The sequence below is a fragment of the Pseudarthrobacter sp. MDT1-40-2 genome (assembly GCF_059383595.1).
Genome location: NZ_JBWZCL010000002.1, coordinates 937,553 through 954,009, shown reverse-complemented (window position 1 = coordinate 954,009; position 16,457 = coordinate 937,553). Strand labels below are relative to the sequence as shown.

At 64.5% G+C, this 16,457-nt stretch carries 16 protein-coding genes; 2 read left to right on the top strand and 14 right to left on the bottom strand.

The annotated features are described in order from the left end of the window. Nucleotides 1–708: 708 nt before the first annotated feature. The 5 genes from rpsN to AC50X5_RS10665 all read right to left on the bottom strand — a co-directional run bounded on the left by rpsN (nt 709) and on the right by AC50X5_RS10665 (nt 3,010). On the bottom strand, nt 709–1,014 hold the full coding sequence (gene rpsN / locus AC50X5_RS10685; RefSeq protein WP_026266887.1) for a 30S ribosomal protein S14: 306 nt from the start codon (nt 1,012–1,014) through the stop codon (nt 709–711). 4 nt (nt 1,015–1,018) lie between these two features. Continuing rightward, nucleotides 1,019–1,186 carry a 50S ribosomal protein L33 gene (gene rpmG / locus AC50X5_RS10680; protein ID WP_056737121.1) on the bottom strand — a complete coding sequence of 56 codons (168 nt, stop codon included), beginning with the start codon at nt 1,184–1,186 and terminating at the stop codon, nt 1,019–1,021. Beyond that, complete coding sequence (gene rpmB, locus AC50X5_RS10675; protein WP_463935512.1) at nt 1,186–1,422, bottom strand: 50S ribosomal protein L28; 237 nt, start codon at nt 1,420–1,422, stop codon at nt 1,186–1,188. The genes rpmG and rpmB overlap by 1 nt, the downstream gene beginning before the upstream one ends. A 295-nt stretch (nt 1,423–1,717) precedes the next feature. After that, nucleotides 1,718–2,479 carry an SGNH/GDSL hydrolase family protein gene (locus tag AC50X5_RS10670; RefSeq protein ID WP_494976043.1) on the bottom strand — a complete coding sequence of 254 codons (762 nt, stop codon included), beginning with the start codon at nt 2,477–2,479 and terminating at the stop codon, nt 1,718–1,720. 54 nt (nt 2,480–2,533) lie between these two features. Further along, nucleotides 2,534–3,010: a MarR family winged helix-turn-helix transcriptional regulator gene (locus AC50X5_RS10665; protein WP_494976042.1), complete on the bottom strand. Its 477-nt coding sequence runs from the start codon at nt 3,008–3,010 to the stop codon at nt 2,534–2,536. Nucleotides 3,011–3,088: 78 nt separating this feature from the next. Between AC50X5_RS10665 and AC50X5_RS10660 the strand changes: the two genes are divergently transcribed. Continuing rightward, complete coding sequence (locus AC50X5_RS10660) at nt 3,089–3,376, top strand: YciI family protein (protein ID WP_494976041.1); 288 nt, start codon at nt 3,089–3,091, stop codon at nt 3,374–3,376. A gap of 28 nt (nt 3,377–3,404) precedes the next feature. Here the strand turns inward: AC50X5_RS10660 and AC50X5_RS10655 are convergent, their stop codons facing one another. From AC50X5_RS10655 to AC50X5_RS10630, 6 genes are all read right to left on the bottom strand, one after another. Then, nucleotides 3,405–4,235, bottom strand: a complete 831-nt coding sequence (locus tag AC50X5_RS10655; RefSeq protein ID WP_494976040.1) for an SGNH/GDSL hydrolase family protein — start codon at nt 4,233–4,235, stop codon at nt 3,405–3,407. Nucleotides 4,236–4,312: 77 nt separating this feature from the next. Beyond that, nucleotides 4,313–5,377, bottom strand: a complete 1,065-nt coding sequence (locus tag AC50X5_RS10650) for a siderophore-interacting protein (protein WP_494976039.1) — start codon at nt 5,375–5,377, stop codon at nt 4,313–4,315. Next, the gene (locus tag AC50X5_RS10645; RefSeq protein ID WP_494976038.1) at nt 5,374–6,264 is read right to left on the bottom strand and encodes an ABC transporter ATP-binding protein; all 891 of its coding nucleotides are present in this window, start codon (nt 6,262–6,264) and stop codon (nt 5,374–5,376) included. Before AC50X5_RS10645 ends, AC50X5_RS10650 begins: the two co-directional genes overlap by 4 nt. Nucleotide 6,265: 1 nt before the next feature. Beyond that, the gene (locus AC50X5_RS10640) at nt 6,266–7,330 is read right to left on the bottom strand and encodes a FecCD family ABC transporter permease (protein WP_494976093.1); all 1,065 of its coding nucleotides are present in this window, start codon (nt 7,328–7,330) and stop codon (nt 6,266–6,268) included. Nucleotides 7,331–7,428: 98 nt separating this feature from the next. Then, a complete protein-coding gene (locus AC50X5_RS10635) occupies nt 7,429–8,523 on the bottom strand; it encodes a FecCD family ABC transporter permease (protein WP_494976037.1) in 1,095 nt (364 codons plus the stop codon). A gap of 9 nt (nt 8,524–8,532) precedes the next feature. Continuing rightward, complete coding sequence (locus tag AC50X5_RS10630; RefSeq protein WP_494976036.1) at nt 8,533–9,603, bottom strand: iron-siderophore ABC transporter substrate-binding protein; 1,071 nt, start codon at nt 9,601–9,603, stop codon at nt 8,533–8,535. Between the two features lie 391 nt (nt 9,604–9,994). Between AC50X5_RS10630 and AC50X5_RS10625 the strand changes: the two genes are divergently transcribed. Then, nucleotides 9,995–10,498 carry an FBP domain-containing protein gene (locus AC50X5_RS10625; protein ID WP_494976035.1) on the top strand — a complete coding sequence of 168 codons (504 nt, stop codon included), beginning with the start codon at nt 9,995–9,997 and terminating at the stop codon, nt 10,496–10,498. Between the two features lie 67 nt (nt 10,499–10,565). Here AC50X5_RS10625 and AC50X5_RS10620 read toward each other — a convergent pair whose 3' ends face one another. From AC50X5_RS10620 to AC50X5_RS10610, 3 genes are read right to left on the bottom strand one after another with little or no spacing between them, the layout of a single operon-like run. Beyond that, the gene (locus AC50X5_RS10620) at nt 10,566–13,994 is read right to left on the bottom strand and encodes an ATP-binding protein (RefSeq protein ID WP_494976034.1); all 3,429 of its coding nucleotides are present in this window, start codon (nt 13,992–13,994) and stop codon (nt 10,566–10,568) included. Continuing rightward, nucleotides 13,991–14,917 (bottom strand): DUF4194 domain-containing protein, encoded by a 927-nt coding sequence (locus tag AC50X5_RS10615; RefSeq protein WP_494976033.1) that lies wholly within the window; start codon nt 14,915–14,917, stop codon nt 13,991–13,993. The genes AC50X5_RS10620 and AC50X5_RS10615 overlap by 4 nt, the downstream gene beginning before the upstream one ends. After that, nucleotides 14,910–16,379, bottom strand: coding sequence for a DUF3375 family protein (locus tag AC50X5_RS10610; protein WP_494976032.1), 1,470 nt, complete (start codon nt 16,377–16,379; stop codon nt 14,910–14,912). The genes AC50X5_RS10615 and AC50X5_RS10610 overlap by 8 nt, the downstream gene beginning before the upstream one ends. Nucleotides 16,380–16,457: the final 78 nt, after the last annotated feature.

Here is a 16,457-nt window from a genome sequence, read left to right as displayed (position 1 = left end):
CATATAAATAAATCGGTATCAATAAACTTGGCACACTATTGAGTTCTCAAACAACAGACACACCCGGCACCACCACAACATCTCAGCCGTGGATCGCTCCGGAGCAACTTTTCAAACTTACCCGATCCTGCGAAGCTTTGCAAACCAGCGAACCAGCCACACAAAGCCCCACACCACCAGCCCCACCCACAACAAGCACACCAAAAAGCGCGCCATTTCCAGGCCATTTGAACAAGGGGGTCGGTCGCTATTTTCCCGCATCAGCGGCGGCGACTCAAAAAACAATACACCCACCCAACCCCCACCGCAAATCAACCACCACCCACACCCACAACCCCCAAACCCCCGCAATGGCGCGGAATCTTCGGCGCCAGGGGGTTCGAAACCGCCAAAACCGAGTACCGGCGTCGTGCATTCAGCCCTGTGGGCTGCAGCACATGGGCGGATCTCGACAGGCTCGATCGCCGGTGGTGCTCGACCACCGGACAAGCTCGACAACCAAAGTGGCTCGATCACCGGTGGTGCTCGACCACCGGACAAGCTCGACAACCAAAGTGGCTCGATCGCCGATGGTGCTCGACCACCGGACAAGCTCGACAACCAAAGTGGCTCGATCACCGGTTGCGCCCCGAGCGCCGGGGACGCAAAAGGGCCGGCAACCAAACGGTTGCCGGCCCTTTTCAAGCAGCTGGAATCAGCAGAAACGGATTACCAGGAAGACTTGGTGATACCCGGGAGCTCGCCACGGTGTGCCATGTCGCGGAAGCGGACACGGGAGATACCGAACTTCTGGAAGGTACCGCGCGGGCGGCCATCGATGATGTCGCGGTTGCGCAGGCGTACCGGCGAGGCGTTACGCGGAAGCTTCTGCAGGCCGAGGCGTGCAGCTTCACGGACTTCGTCGGTGGAGTTGGGGTCTACCAGAGCCTTCTTCAGCTCGAGGCGCTTGGCAGCGTAGCGCTCTACGATGACTTTACGCTGTTCATTCTTAGCGATCATTGACTTCTTAGCCATATGCTTAGCGCTCCTCTCGGAATTCGACGTGCTGGCGGATCTTGGGATCGTACTTACGCAGGACCATACGGTCCGGGTCGTTACGACGGTTCTTGCGGGTTACGTAGGTGTAACCGGTTCCCGCGGTGGACTTCAGCTTAATGATCGGACGTACGTCCTTGTCTTTAGCCATTAGAGCTTCACCCCACGAGCAAGAATGCTGGCGACGACTGCGTCGATGCCGCGGACGTCGATGGTCTTAATGCCCTTTGCAGACAGCTGCAGGGTGACATTACGGCGCAGGGACGGAACCCAGTAGCGCTTCTTCTGGATGTTCGGATCGAACCGACGCTTGTTGCGGCGGTGCGAGTGCGAAATGCTGTGCCCAAAGCCCGGCTCGGCTCCGGTCACTTGGCAGTGTGCTGCCATGACTTCTCCTCAAAAATTGAATGTAATGATCCGCATATCTGCTGCTGGATCATGCAGCTAAGAGCGACCCAAAAGTGAATCAGGGCGAACGGTTAGTCACGCAACTTGAGCCCCTAACTACCGGCCACCCTGGAGAAAATACCGGGCAACCGGAGCAATTGCGCACGCTCCGCGCACTTAGCGCTTGTCAAGTCTACGAGTTCGCGCAATTAAAGACCAATCCGGGCCGCGAAGGTGTATAAGGGCGGCCGCCCCGTCAGGGCTAAACCGGCGCAGGACGGCCAGGTTGAACCCGCTACAGCCGTGTCAGGTGCGGGTACCTGGGCTGGAGGCCGTCGCCCGAGGACGTGCCGGTCAGCCGCCGCATGACCCACGGCCCCGCGAACTCACGCGCCCAGCGGGCATTGGCGCGCACTGTCTCGAGCGGGCCAAGCTGGGGTACGGGTGTCATGGGCGGGACTTCTATGGAGTGATCATGCTCCAGCACCGTCAGCACCCTTTTGGCCATGTTTGCGTGCCCGGCAGCGGACATGTGCATCCGGTCCTGGGCCCACATGCCCCAGTCGTAGTACTCGTTGAAGCGCCAGTAGTCCACCAGCAGCGCACCGTGATCGCCCGCGATGCCGCGCACCAGTTCGTTGTAGATGGCGGTCCGGCCGCGCATGGTGCTGAAGACCTTCGAGCCGCGGGCGTCAAAACCGGTGAACATCACCACGGTGGCTCCGGTGGCAGTCAGGCGGCCAACGGCGTCGTCATACTCCACCAGCAGGTCATCAATGTCGATGCGCGGCCGGAGGATGTCATTCGCACCGGCGTAGATGCTCACCAGGGTGGGATTGAGCTCGACGGCGGCACTTACCTGTTCGCCGATGATCTGCCGCAGTTTCCGTCCCCGGATCGCCAGGTTCGCATAGCCAAATCCCGGATCCGCGGCCCCCAACTGCTCAGCAACCCGATCGGCCCAGCCGCGGACACCATTGGGGCGGTTGGGATTGTCGTCACCGACGCCCTCAGTGAAGGAGTCGCCAAGGGCCACATAGCGGGAGGTAAATTCCATAGCTCCGAGTCTGCCACGCGCCGGGAGCCCAACAGGACGCTCCCCCGCCTGCCGTCAGTTGCGCAGGATCCAATGGTCGGCGTCGAGCTTGGCCACGATCTTTTCGCCGATTCTGGCGAGATCAGCAACGTCCTCCTGGGACAAGGCGTCCAGGAACTTGTTCCGCACCGACTCAACGTGGCCCGGGGCCAGTTCGACCAGCCGGGAAAAGCCCTCATCGGTGAGGTGCGCGGTGGTGACGCGGGCATCACCGGGATGCGGCCGGCGCTCCAACCATCCGCGCTTCTCCAGCTTGGTGACCACGTGGGACAAGCGCGAGAGGGAAGCGCTGGTACGGCCCGCCAGGGCACTCATGGGGAGGAAGCGGCCTTCCGCCTCGGACAACATGGCCATCACGTTGTAATCGAAGAGCGAGACCTTTCCCGCAGCATGCAGGTGGTTGTCCAGGGCTGCCGGCAGCATGGTGTTGATGCTCAGCAGCGCCAGCCACGCGCGTCTCTCATCAGGATTCAGCCACCGTGGTTCAGTCATCCCTCCATTCTAGGAGCATTGGATGCTTGACTGTTCAACTGAACGGTCCTGTTATACCTTCGCGGTAGTCTGAGCCGCATGTATGTAGTCTCCCTGACCTACAAAGTGCCCCAGGACATAGTGGATTTCCACCTCGACGCCCACATCGAATGGCTGCAGAAGGCCTTCGACGACGGCCTGTTCGTTGCCGCCGGACGCAAGGTTCCACGCACCGGCGGGATGTTGTTGTCCCGGGCCAGCCGCGAAGAACTCGACAACTCCCTGGCGCAGGACCCCTTTTATATCAACGGCGTGGCCGAATTCGAGGTCACCGCATTCCACGCCAGCCGGGTGGCTGAAGGATTTGAAAACCTGCTGGATGAGTAGCTTCCCGCGGGGTTGCTAACTGGAAGCCTCAGGGCACGAGCTCGTCGGCCAGCTTCTTCAGCCCGCCTTTCGCCGGCACCCTGACCGGCTCCGGCCAGCGCGGCTGCAGGGCATCGCCCAGCGTGATTCCCCGGAGCTTCCGGCTGAAAAGCGGCAGCACCCAGTCTTTCATCCAACGACGCTGCCGGCGTTCCCAGTCCCGGAGGGTCATCCTGTCCGGCGGCCCCCAGTCCTTTGGCGTTATTTTGTGCGGGACCCCCAAGTGGTCCAGGACCTGGGCCGCCATATACTTGTGGCCCGCTTTGGACATGTGGAGCCGGTCCGGAGCCCACATGCGCGGATCGTGATAGGCCTCAAAACACCAGAAGTCCACCAGCACAGCGTTATACCTGTCTGCCAGCTCGCGGACGCGCTGGTTGTAGATGGCGTTGCGCTTCTTGAGCGGTTCAAGGACGGCCGAGACCTTCACGTCAAAACCGGTGAACAGGACCAGGACCGCCCCCGTGGCACTGAGCTTGGCCACCAGATCCTCATATTCCGCCAGGAGCGCGTTGATGTCAGTGCCGAAATCAAGGATGTCATTACCGCCGGCGTAGAGCGTGATGAGGGCCGGCTCCATGGCCAGCGCGGGTTCCAGTTGTTCGGCCACTACGTGGCGCAGCCGCTTGCTGCGGATAGCCAGGTTGGCGTACTCCCAGCCGGGGTTCGCCTTGGCCAGCTTCTCGGCAACCCTGTCGGCCCAGCCCCTGACTCCGTTGGGCAGCCGGCGCGAGTTGTCTCCCACGCCTTCGGTAAAGGAATCTCCCAGGGCGACGTACACGCGCCGCCCGCCGGTAGGAAGCTCAGGAATGCCATGCACCCGGCCCACCTTAGCTACACAAGCATGCGGGGCGGGAAAGGCCGGATGAACATCAGGCGACATGGCCCGCGGGAGGGTCAGCCTTCAGATTTACCCTGGCGCCAGTACCCCATAAACGCCACCTGCTTGCGGTCGATGCCCACATCGCGCACCAGATAGCGGCGCATGTCCTTGATGACGGCTGCTTCGCCGGCAATCCAGGCATAGAACGGCATGGCGCCGGCCGGCATGTCCGGGTTCTTGGTTGCCGCGATCGCAGCGGTTTCCATGCGGGCAGGAGTCTCCCAGAGGATCTCCTCATCCACGTTGACGTCCTCGGGCTCGGGGCCCGCTCCGCCGTCGTCGGACTTGATTCCCACCCAGCCCGGCACCGGCACGGCGTTGCGGACCGCTTCCTGCAGGAGCTCGCCGTGCGGGCGTGAACGGCCGATCGAGGCGCCGCGGGCCAGCCAGGTGATTTCGACGTCGGCGGCGGACTTGAGCTCCAGGAAATCTCCGGCCTCGGGCACCTCAAGGAAGGCATGGCCGGTCATGTAGGACGGCAGGCTCTCCAGAATGGCGGAGATGGCCGGGATGGCGGTTTCGTCGCCGGCCAGCAGGACTCGCTGGGCCATGCCCGGACGCCATTCGATGCCCGAGTAAATCTCGGCGGTGAAGCAGTGGGCGGCCCGGTTGTTCGGCCCGATCACAGTGATGGCGTCGCCGGGCTTGGCGGCCTGCGCCCAGTTGGCTGCGGGGCCGCCGTTGCCATCCTTATCGAAGTGCATGACGAAGTCGACGTCGATCTCCGGATAGACGCTGTCCAGCCGGGACTCCCGGACTGTATAGGTGCGCATCGACCCCCGCAGGGTAGGGTCCATGGCGAGCCATTCCTGGTACCAGCCTGCTTTTTCCATATTGAAAGCAGGAAGCGGGATTTGCGTTCCGTCCTCAGCCAGCGAGGGAATCATCAGCTTGATGCGCAGGTCCAAGGTGTCGCCGCGAACGCCGAAGTCACGCAGCGAATAGCCTCCCAGGGTGACGCGGCGGAAGGTGGGGCTCAGCTGTTGCACGGAGGAGACGGTGACGTCGAACGCGAGCGTCATCGGTTCAGTTTTCGTACCGACGGCCGTGGCGGTTGGGGTGCCGTTTGCGCTGTTCATGAGGCCATCTCCAGGGTTGTGGTCAGTGCTTTTGGGTGGGCGGCCGCCGTTGACGCCGGTTCCGTGGACGCGGTGTGGGCATCCGTCACGGCTTGTACCGGTGAGTGATGCCGGCCGATGGGGACAATCAAGGGGGTACCTGAGATCGGATCCGGGACCACCCTTGACTCCAGCCCGAAGACGTCACGGACCAGCGCCTCGGTGATTACCTCGGTGGAATTGCCTTCGGCCACGATCGCGCCGCCCTTCATGGCAATAACGTGGTCCGCATAGCGTGCGGCCAGGTTGAGATCGTGCAGCACAATCGCAACTGTGGTGCCGCGGCGGCGGTTCAGGTCCGTAACCAGGTCCAGGACCTCCACCTGGTGGGCCAAGTCCAGGTAGGTGGTGGGCTCGTCGAGCAGCAGCACCTCGGTTTCCTGCGCCAGGGCCATTGCGATCCACACCCGCTGGCGCTGGCCGCCGGAGAGTTCATCCACATTACGGTCCGCCAGCTGCAAAGTGTCGGTGACTTCCATGGCGTGCTGCACGGCGCGTTCGTCCTCGGCGCTGGAACTCCGGAAGAAACCCTGGTGCGGGTAGCGGCCACGGCCCACCAGATCCTGCACGGTGATGCCGTCCGGAGCCGTGGGGTGCTGCGGCAGCAGGCCCAGGATGCGGGCCAGTTCCTTGACCGGACGGCTGTGGATGTCCTTGCCATCCAGCGTCACGCTGCCGCCGGCAGGCTTCAGCAACCGGGACAGGCCGCGCAGCAGCGTGGACTTGCCGCAGGCGTTCGCCCCGACGATCATGGTCACCTTGCCCTCCGGGATGGTGGCGGTGAGACTATCCACGATGCAGCGCTGGTCATATTGCAGCGTCAGGTCTTGCGCGTTCAGCAACGCCATCTCAGGCATCCTTTCGGTTGGCCGTGACCAGGAGCCACAGCAGGAACGGGGCACCGAGCGCGCCGGTAATAACGCCCACCGGGAGCACGGTGCCATCCAGGAGCAGAGGTGCAACGTTGACGGCAAAGAAATCAGCCGCCAGGACAATCAGGGCACCGACGAAGGCCGACGCCGGAAGGCTGGCTTTGCCGGTAAAGCGGCGGGCAATGGGACCGGCAAGGAAGGCGACGAAGGCAACCGGGCCGGCTGCCGCCGTCGCCACCGCCGCCAGCGAAACCGCTACTACAACGACTGCCAGCCGGGTGAAGGCGACGCGGATACCAAGGCCGGCGGCGGTGTCGTCACCGAGCTCAAGGATGCGCAGCGCCACGGCGAGCACCGACACCAGCGGCACCAGGATGATCAACGCCAGCGCAAGGACGCTTGCCCGGTCCCAGCTGGCGGAATTCAGGGAGCCGTTGATCCAGATCAACGCCTCTGCGGCGGTGCGGATGTCTGTCCGCGTCATCAGGAAGCTGACCAGGGCCTGCAGTGCTGCGGCGATGCCAATCCCGGCCAGGATCAGGCGGTTTCCGGCAGCGGTGCCGCCCTTGCCGCCGCCGGACCCCAGCGAGCCGCTACGGCTGATGAAGTAGATGAAGCCCGCCACTGCGAGCGCTCCGATCAGTGCCGCCCACGACACACTGGCACCGCTGGCGCCAAACACCACAATGGCCAGGACAGCAGACGCGCTGGCACCTGAAGTAATGCCAATAACGTCCGGGCTTGCCAGCGGGTTGCGCAACATGGTCTGGAACAGGGCACCGGCCAGCCCGAATGCCACCCCGATCATGGTGCCGACAACGGCACGCGGCAGCTTGTTTTCCATCACGATGAAGCTGGCGCCGGGGATCTTGGGACCGTCGGTCAGGTCTGCGATCACGATTTTGAAGAAGTCCGGGATGGTCACGGTGTAGCTGCCCAGCAGGACGCTGGCGAAGAACAGCACCACGACGCCGGTGCCCAGCAGGGCGGTACGGTTGAAGGCAAGACGGCGGCTCTTTCCGCGGCTCTTTTTCCCGGGCAGCTGTCCACGGGATGGCACTTCGCGGGGGTGTTCGACGGCGGGAATGCCGTTGGGTGCCGCATCGGCGGCGTTTGGGGTGGCGGTGGTGCTGGAAGTTGTCACAGTCCGGCTCCCTTCCCGCGGCGGATCAGCCAGACGAAAACCGGTGCGCCCACCAAAGCTGTCATGATGCCTGCGGGAACTTCGCCGGGGAGCAACACCACACGGCCGATGATGTCCGCTCCGAGCAGCAGCGCTGGCGCCAGCACGGCGGAGAACGGCAGGATCCAACGGTAGTCCGGGCCTGTCAGCATGCGGACGGCATGCGGAATCACCAGCCCGACGAAGCCAATGGGCCCGGCCAGCGCCGTGGCGGTGCCGCACAGCAGCACGATTCCCAGGGCGTTGACGGCGCGGGCAAGGCCGACGCGCTGACCAAGCCCACGGGCGACATCGTCGCCCAGGGCCAGGCTGTTCAGGATGCGGCCGGAAAACAAGACGATGACCACGCCGGCTGCCAGGAACGGCAACCCGGACAGCACCACTGACCAGTCCCGGCCGGCCACGCCGCCTACCTGCCAGAAGCGGAAGCGGTCGTAGGTGTCCTGGCTGGACACCAGGATGACGTTCATCAGCGAGAAAAGGCCGGCGTTAAGGGCTGCTCCCGCCAACGCGAGCTTGACCGGCGTCGCGCCTTCCCTGCCAAGGGATGCCACCAGGTACACCACGACGGCGGCAACGGCGGCACCGGCGAAGGCGAACCAGATGTACCCGGACAGTGCCGAGATGCCAAAAACGTAGATGCCTGTGACGACGGCCAGCGCCGCGCCGGCGTTGACGCCCATAATGCCGGGGTCGGCAAGCGGGTTGCGGGCAACGCCTTGCATCGCCGCGCCGGCCAGCCCCAGGGCGCAGCCCACCAGCAGCGCCAGGACCGTCCGCGGAATCCGGGCCTGCACCACGGCGTGATCGCCGTTGGCGGGATCGAACTGGGTGATGGCCTGCCAGACGGTGTCCAGCGGAATCCCCCGCGCGCCCACGGCAAGCGAGAGCGCGGTGATCAACGCGAGTACGACGACGGCGCCCAGCAGCCAGGCGGAACGTCCCGCCGGGGTGCGCTGCCAGGATCGGGTGGCGGGGTCCTGCCGCTTGGCCGAAGCCAAAGCGGCATTGTCCCGCCCCTCGATGAGTGCCGTCGTCGTACTTTGGGTCATGGTGGGTTCTTACTTCACCTTGTCCGCGGCTGCGCCGAGCTGCGGGAGGAACTGGTCAAGGGACCACGGCAGGCTCAGCGGCGATGCGGCGGAGATGGACAGGGTCAGGGTGTTGTTCGAATCGGCAACCAATGCGCCGTTCTTGAGCGCCGGGATCTGGCTCAGCAGCGGGTCTGCCAGGATGCTGTCCCGGGTGGCGGTGTCCGCAACCCAGGTCACGAAGATGTCCGATTCCAGCTCGTTGGCCTTTTCCAGGGACCACGGGAGGTAGAACTCGGAGGAGCCCTTGGACAGTTCCTCCACAGCCGGGGCGAGCTTCATGCCGATGCCGCTAAGGAAGCGGGGGCGGTTGTCATTGGCGGTGTAGACGTTGAGGCCTTCAGCCGACGCGGGTTCCAGGTTGCCGTAAATGAAGGTCTTGCCCTCAATCTGCGGGTACTCGGCGACCTTCTCCTTGATGAGGGACTCGGTGTCCGCGATCAGTTTGGTGGCTTCGGCTTCCTTGCCCAGGGCCTTGCCGATCATGGCGGTTGAATCCTGCCACGGCGTTCCGTAGGCGAGCTCCGGGTAGGCCACCACGGGGGCGATTTCGGAGAGCTTCTTGTAATCCTCCTCTTTGAGGCCCGAGTAGGCGGCGAGAATAACGTCCGGGGTGAGCTTGGCAATCTCGGTGAAGTTGATGCCGTCGGCCTCGGAGTACATCGCGGGAGCCTTGTCGGTGCCGATGCCGGCGCCAAGCTCCTCCAGCGCTGCGTCCTTCCAGGGGGTGGAGCCCTGCTCGTTGGCGCCCCACTCGGTCTTGGGCATTCCGACGGGAACCACGCCCAGGGCGATGGCGATGTCGTCATTGACCCAGGAAACGGTGGCTACGCGGGTGGGCTGCTTTTCAATGGTGGTCGCACCGTAAACGTGCTCGATGGTCACGGGGAACTGACCACTGGCTGCAGCCGTGCTGTTGGGATCTGTTGACGCTGCGGGGCCGGTGGAGCAACCACTGAGGGAAAGAGCGACGGCGGCCAGAACGGCAGTTGCGGGCCCTGCGGTCTTGAGCAGGGCACGGCGGGGAAATTGGGAAGCCACGTGAATCCTTTGACGAAAAGTGTGCGAACCCAAGTAAGGCTAGCCTACCCTCGGTCGAATTAAGAAACGTTCCCGTCACCTAATCCTTTGACCACCTCGGATGCCTCATGTGGACAGCTTGGTGGGAATTTTGGGAGGATTATCGACAGCGGACTACCGCTTCCAAAAAGCTACGACGAGGGGATGAGCATGCGCACTGTTGCAGTTGCCGCTGCCATGGTTGGCGAGGTGGCCGATATGGCCTGCTTTGCACTCACCCTTACGTCGGAATTTGCCTAAGCGGAAACCTCCTTTTCCGCGCGCCTTTCAGCCGGGCGATCCGACGTGCCCCCTGCCATTCCGCGCGCCCCTCGTGCACGCGGACGTCGACCACTTTGAAAGAAGCTTTGCCATGCAGAAAATCAGCCAACAACAAATCAGGTCCTCCTTTGTGAACGCCAGCCGATCCGAGGCCGCAAAACTCACCCTTCCCCGCGATTTCGAGACCCTCAACTGGGATGACTTGGATTTCCTCGGATGGCGTGACGAAAAGATGCCCCAGCGCGGGTACCTGGTGGTTCCGCACCAGGGCAAGCTGGCCGGGATCATGCTGCGCGCACCCGAGGGTGGCTCGGGAAAGAAGCGCGTGGTGCTCTGCGAACTGTGCCGGGACGTGTTCTCCAAGGACGACGTCTACCTGTGGGTAGCCAAGCGGGCCGGGCAGTCCGGCCGCGACGGCAACACCGTGGGGACGCTGATCTGTGCCGATTTCGGTTGCAGCGCCAACGTCCGCAAGGAACCGCCCGCCAATGAGATCAACCCGGACCCGGCCGCCGTCGTGCTTCGACAGATTGCCGCCCTCGAGTCGCGGACGGCAAAGTTCCTGGACCGCGTGCGCGACGGCGTCACCCGGTAGGCACACGACGGGAACTTGCGGCCGGTCTTTTGGTTTTGGACCGGCCGCAAGTTCTCCCGTTGGACCCCTACCTCAGGACGATGTCCACCGGGTTGGCTTCGGAGCGCCAGGGCGCGCCAACCTTCGACGGCGGCGTGATCACCGGAGCGGTCAGCACCCCTGAGCGGTTAGTGCGCTTGTCCCGAAGGATTTCGGTGACGGAACCCAGGTGGCGTGACAGGTCGATGACGTTTTCCGGGGCAGCCAGCAGCAACTGGAAACCGAACTCGTGCAGCGCCTTGATCCCGGCACCGGCGAATTCCTCCGAGGCCAGCACAAACGCCTCATCCATCATGACCGTGCCGTAGGTGGTGAATCCCTGGTCCGCGATACCCAGCTGGTAGCTCAGAGCCGCGGCCATGATGAAGGCCGTGAACCGCTGCCGCTCGCCGCCGGACATGGAGCCGGTGTCCGCATGCATAAACACGTCAGTGCGATCCTTACCGGCAACCTCCCGGTGCTCCTTGCACTGGATAAACACGTGGCCGCGGACGTCCAGCACTTCTGCCCGCCATCGCCGGTCCTCCGGCGACTGCGAGCTGAGCCTCTTCACCAGCGATTCAAGGGACTTGTACCGGAGGGTGAGCGCAGCGTCCTCGTCAGTCGTTTCTGCCTTGCCGGGACGGACATGCCGGGCCTTGAGCGCATTCTGGATGGCGTCCTTGAACTGCTTGGCAGTGGCCGGCATGGTCTGCTTGATATCCAGCTCGAGGTAACTGCCCTCGTGGAAGTTCACCTGCGACAGGATGCCGTTCAGGGGCAGGATGCGGCTGGTGATGGACCGGCGCTCCTCATCCAGCAGGTGCAGCAGCGTACTGAACGATTCGTGCGTGCGCTGGTTGAAGAAACGCCGGAACTCGGCCTCCTGCGCTGGCAAACCGTCGCTGATGATGGCGTGGTAACGCGATTCGAACTCGCCGGCAGCGCCAATCGACGTACCGTGGTCCGCCGAGATGGCTGATCCCCATTCGCGCACAAAGGCCTCGAAGATCCTGGTGAGCCGCTCCGCAGTGGTCTGCCCGCGGGTTTCCGAAGCGTGCAGTTCACCCAGCAACGTGGTTCGGACCCGGTTGGCCAGGTTATCCAGCTCGTGCATCTCCGTGACATCGCCGAAACCCGCGAAGTACGGTTCCAGCGCGGCAACCGTGGAGTCCGACGGCGGCGCTTGCTGCAGGCGGCCACGCGCGGCTTCCAGCAGGGCATCGGTCGCCGTGAGCTGCTGGTCGAGCGCCTTGTACTCGCTCTGCAGGACGGCCGCCGCGCCTGTGGAGGACTGGTGCTTTTCGCGGACGGTTTCGATGCGTGCGCGCAGCGGCTCGAGGTCCGCCTGGGAGGCCAGCGCGTCCTTAAGCCGCTGCTCGATCCGGGCGAGTTCCTCTGCTGCCACGGCAGCGGAAACCTGTTCCCAGGGCCGGTGGTCCTCGGCCACCCGCCGCAGCGCCTCGAGCTGGCGGGTCATGCCCTGGTGGGACTCTTCGCGGCTCTGCGCCAGTTCCGCAGCCTTACCCAGTTCCCGCATCAGCTGGTCCACTTGCGCGGCTACCAGCTCCTGCTTTGCGGCGTTATCGAAGCCCAGCACGTAGTCCTGGCGGCCGGTGAAGCGGTCGTCCTTTTCCACAGTGTGGCGGTTCCGCTTGACTACCCCGCCCAGGCTCAGGCCCTTGTCCAGGCCCGCCAGCTCGTCCGGATCCTCGACGCACGGATAGGCAAAGTCCAGGGCGATTCGTTCCCTGATCCATTCCCCGGCGTCAGCAGCCGCACCCGTGGTGAGGATGTCCAGCTTGGTCAGGAGGTCGCCGTCGTTCACGTCCTCAAGCGCCAGCGCACCGCCGGGGAGGGGCTTGGAAATATCCACGGCGCGGAGAGCCCCGCGCACCTTGTGATCGTTCAGGTAGCGGGTCACCGCGGCGAAATGCTCTCCCGGAACCAGCAGCGTGGTGGCCAGGTTCCGGAGCGCGCGCTCCGCCGCGGGCCGCCATTGTTCCTGCCCGTCAGCCAGGTCCATCAACTCGCCGGCGAACGGCATCTGCTCTTCCGGGATGCCAGTTGCCGCGGCGATCGCGGACCGGTTTTCAATGCTCGACGGCGGCAGCAGCGAGGTGCGCGTCTTCAGGGAGACGAGCTCCTGCTCAGCCGCGGCCAGTTCGCGCTTCTTAGTGGCGTGGGCGTCGAAGGCCTCGAAACGGAGCTCCTTGAGGGCCTCGGAATCGCCCTTCAACTCGGCTGACCTGGCGGCTGCCTGCTCGTGGGCCTGCTCCCAGCCGGCCCCTGTCCATTCAAGTTCCAGGCCGGCGTCCGCGAGCGCCTTCCTGGCTGCTTCCTCCACCTGCTGGCGGAGGCGCAACCCCACGCGGGCGTTCTCCAGCGACTGCTCGATCGCGGAGATCGCGTTGCCGCCCTGGTTGTTGTAGTCCGTTTCGAGCTGGCGCAGCTCCTTGGCAAGGGCGTCCCTGACGGTGCGCTCGGCACCGAGTTCCTTGGCCTTCGCCTGCGCCATCTCCCGGAACCGGGCAAGGGTTTTCTGATGGACCTCAACGGCGAGCTGCTGCCGGTAGGACTCGAATTCCTCACCGGCGAGCGCCCGGAGCCGGTTCGCGTCCAGCAACGCCTGGGCATACTCCTTATTCAGCTCCGGCACCGGGGCCAGCTGGTCGCGCTGCTGGCGGACATCCTCAAGGCGTTGCCGGATGGACATCAGGTTGCTGAACTCCTCCACCACGTCATCCGCGGCAGCAAGGGTGGCCGGGGCATCCAGCACCTGGTCGCGGAAGAAAGTGTTCACGCTGCCGCCCAGGCCCTTGCCTGCCTGGATCACGCGAAGCAGCGGCAGCGCCTGGTCCGAGTTAATCCCCAGCAGCCGGCGGAACCGCTCCGCAAACGCCTTGTGCACATCGAATACCTGCGCGTCCGGGAACACCGCTTCCAGCGCCGCTCTGGTGAACCTCTTGTCTGCGATGCCCTCGATGGCCTGCAGGTCCAGCGGCTTGTTGTCGATCAGGTAGTACCGGCCAACGCTGGACTCCGTCCCGTTTTTGGGCACATCAAAGAGGGCAGATACCGTCACGCGGGTGCCCGCAGCGTTGTCGAATGTCAGGCCGACGGCGGACCAGGTGGCGCCGGGCCGCTGGAAGGCACTTGCCGAGCCCTCCCCCACAGCCTTGTCGCCAACTTTGCCGCGCATGTAAGTGAACGTTGTCCTCTTGTCCTCCACGGCCCCGCCGGCACGCTGCGCCGCGGCCTCATTGGACCGCGGACGGGCATCAAACACGCGCAACATCGCGTCGAACAACGTGGACTTACCGACGCCGGAGTTACCCGTGAGCAGCGTGCCGTTCCGGTCCACATGCATGGTGTGGGCTCCATGGAACGTCCCCCAGTTGACCACCTGCACCAACGCAAGCCGCATCTGCCCCGGGTTGGTCAGCTCCCCCATGGGAAGCATCGTCGCGATGCTCACTTGGCGTCCTCCCCGGTGGTATCGCTGCGGGAGACCGGGAACGACGACGGCGCTGCCGCCGCCGCCCCTTCGCCGCGCAGCTGATCTTCGATCAGCTCAGCGCGCGGCTCCGACAGGCCCGAAGCCACTCCCGGGGCGGCAGCGCCGTCGTCGCCGTTATCGTCGTCCTCGTTATCAACGGGTTCAGCCGCCGGGTCTGTATCCAGTTCCAGCATCGGCTCTGTACCGGATTCGTCCGCGGCTACCTTGACCAGGGCTTCGATATGGGCGGGGATGTCGCCGATGTTCTCGAACGGCAGGGCCAGCGGGAGGGCGTTGGAGATCGTGAAGACGTCGTCCAGGGGCGTGGGGAGGAGAAGTTGGCGGGCCAGAAGTTTGGTGATGGCGCGGGTGACTACATCCGCGTCGCGGAGGGCATCCTGTTGACCGGTGGGCTGGTAGTGCGCCACGAGGTCCGTGATTTCCTCACGGGTGATAGTGGGGTCCGTCTGGGCTGTAACGTGGCGGTCCAGGAGGAGGCGGAGCCGGAGCAGCACAATCGTTTCGACGCGGCTGAGCGCGCGTTGCTGGCGGAGGATGCTGGACCGGCTGCCGGCCCCGATGGACTCCGGGTCAACGGGGCGCAGGACAGCGATCTTGCGTTCGTGGTCCAGTTGGAGGGTGAGGAACATCTCGGACAGGCGGCTGCGGAGGATGACCTGGTTGTCCAGGATGGTGGTCCACAGTTTTTCGTCGCGGCCGCCGTCGACGTACGGGCCTTTCAGCAGCCGCACCAGCGCCTGGCGGATCTTCATGGACAGGACCCCGGTGTCTCCCGGGTACAGGGCCGCGCCGTCCACAAAGGTGTCCCGCGGCGTGACGGTGAAGGGGTCGCTGCGGACGTGCGTGGGCTCGGGAGGAGCTACAGCTGGAGTTTCAGTCATGGGAGTCTTCCTTGAGCGTGACCACCGGCAGGTAGGCCTTTCGGGTGGATCCGTCTATCTGCGCGAAGTCGATGGCGGACCAGGCGTCGCGGTCGAAGCCGGCGCCGCTCTGCAGTGCGTGCGAAAGGAGCGCGCGGATGGTGTTGATGTGGCGCTCCTCGGCGGGGAGGTTGTCCCACGCCTCCGCCAAGGTGCCGGCGCCCGCAAGAGCCGCCCTGACGACGTCGGGCTTCGCCTTCGCTGTCCGCGGCGAGCGCACCCTGTCTGAATCGCTGAAGGCGATGGGATCGGCCAGCCGGGGAGGGACCGCGAACTCGTCGGGGTCGAAGAGTTTGACCATGGCGAGCGATTCGAAGCCGGCGTTGAACAGCAGCGGGCCGGGAACCAGGCCGGGACGGTCGCGCTCGTAGGGCAGTGACCGGATCGCCTGCTCTGCTTCGCCCAGGACCCTGCGAAGCCGCACGGACTGGCGGAAATCGTCGCTCTGGACATACGTGTTCAGGCTCTCGCTGAGCTTGCCGTAGATGCGCTGGATCTGGCTGTGCTGCTGGCGCAGTTCGGCCACCAGGTTCTTCAGCGTCTCGCGTTCCTCGGCCGTCAGCTCGTCCGCGAACTGCCGGCTCAAGACCTCACCGATCGCTGACCGGAACCGGAGTTGCTGCTGCGGATCCTCCAGGAAAGCGGTGAAGGACCGGAAGGTGCGTCCCTCGGGACTCTGCCGCAACCGTTTGTCCGCCTCCAGCACCTGCGCCATGGTGGCGCCCTTGCTGAGGGACTCCTCGATGATCTGGTTGCGGAGCTCGCCCACCAGTTCCTCGATCCGGTCCCGCATCTTCTTGTAGTCGGCGGGCAGGCTGGCGGCCAGGTCCAACACGTTACCCGCGGCCTCAACGGCTTGGTCGTCATCCAACAGGCCGTCGAACTCGCCGGAGCTGATGTCCTCGATGAGCTGCTGGCGCTGTTCGATTTCCTCTTCCAGAGACTCCAGCCGGGCGCTCTGGTCCGGGTTGGTCTCGTTGGCAAGTTTTTCCACGTCGCCCAGCAGCGTCCCCAGCCGAGACCCGTTAAGCGTTGACCGTTCGCTGGACAGGCTATCCAGGAAGGCCAGAACACGGGCTGCGGGTTCGGTAACTTCATAGACGACGCGGCCGGACTGGTTGCGGCGGGTGAGGAACTGCCGCCGGGTCCACTCGTCAGCGTACTTTTTGCCCGACAGCGTGCCGCTTGCGGAGATCCCCACAGTCGGGTCTTCGCGCCGGAACTGCTCCAGAAAGGAGTCGACGTCGGCATGGAACTCCTCGAGCGGAAGCTGCGGCCGGGTGCGCGTAAAGGACGCCTGCAGCACCGCGATCACCCACGGCGCCGATCGCGTCAATGCCCAGGCCGGCCCCTTGGTGAGCAATTCCAGGTCTCGCAGCCGGGCGCTGATGGCATCGGCCGAAGACCTGGCGGAGCGGGGCACGCACTCTCCTTTATGGAACGTTGGTGGGGTTGATATCCAGGCGCCGCCCGGAAAACTGCCAACTACAAGGTTAACGCA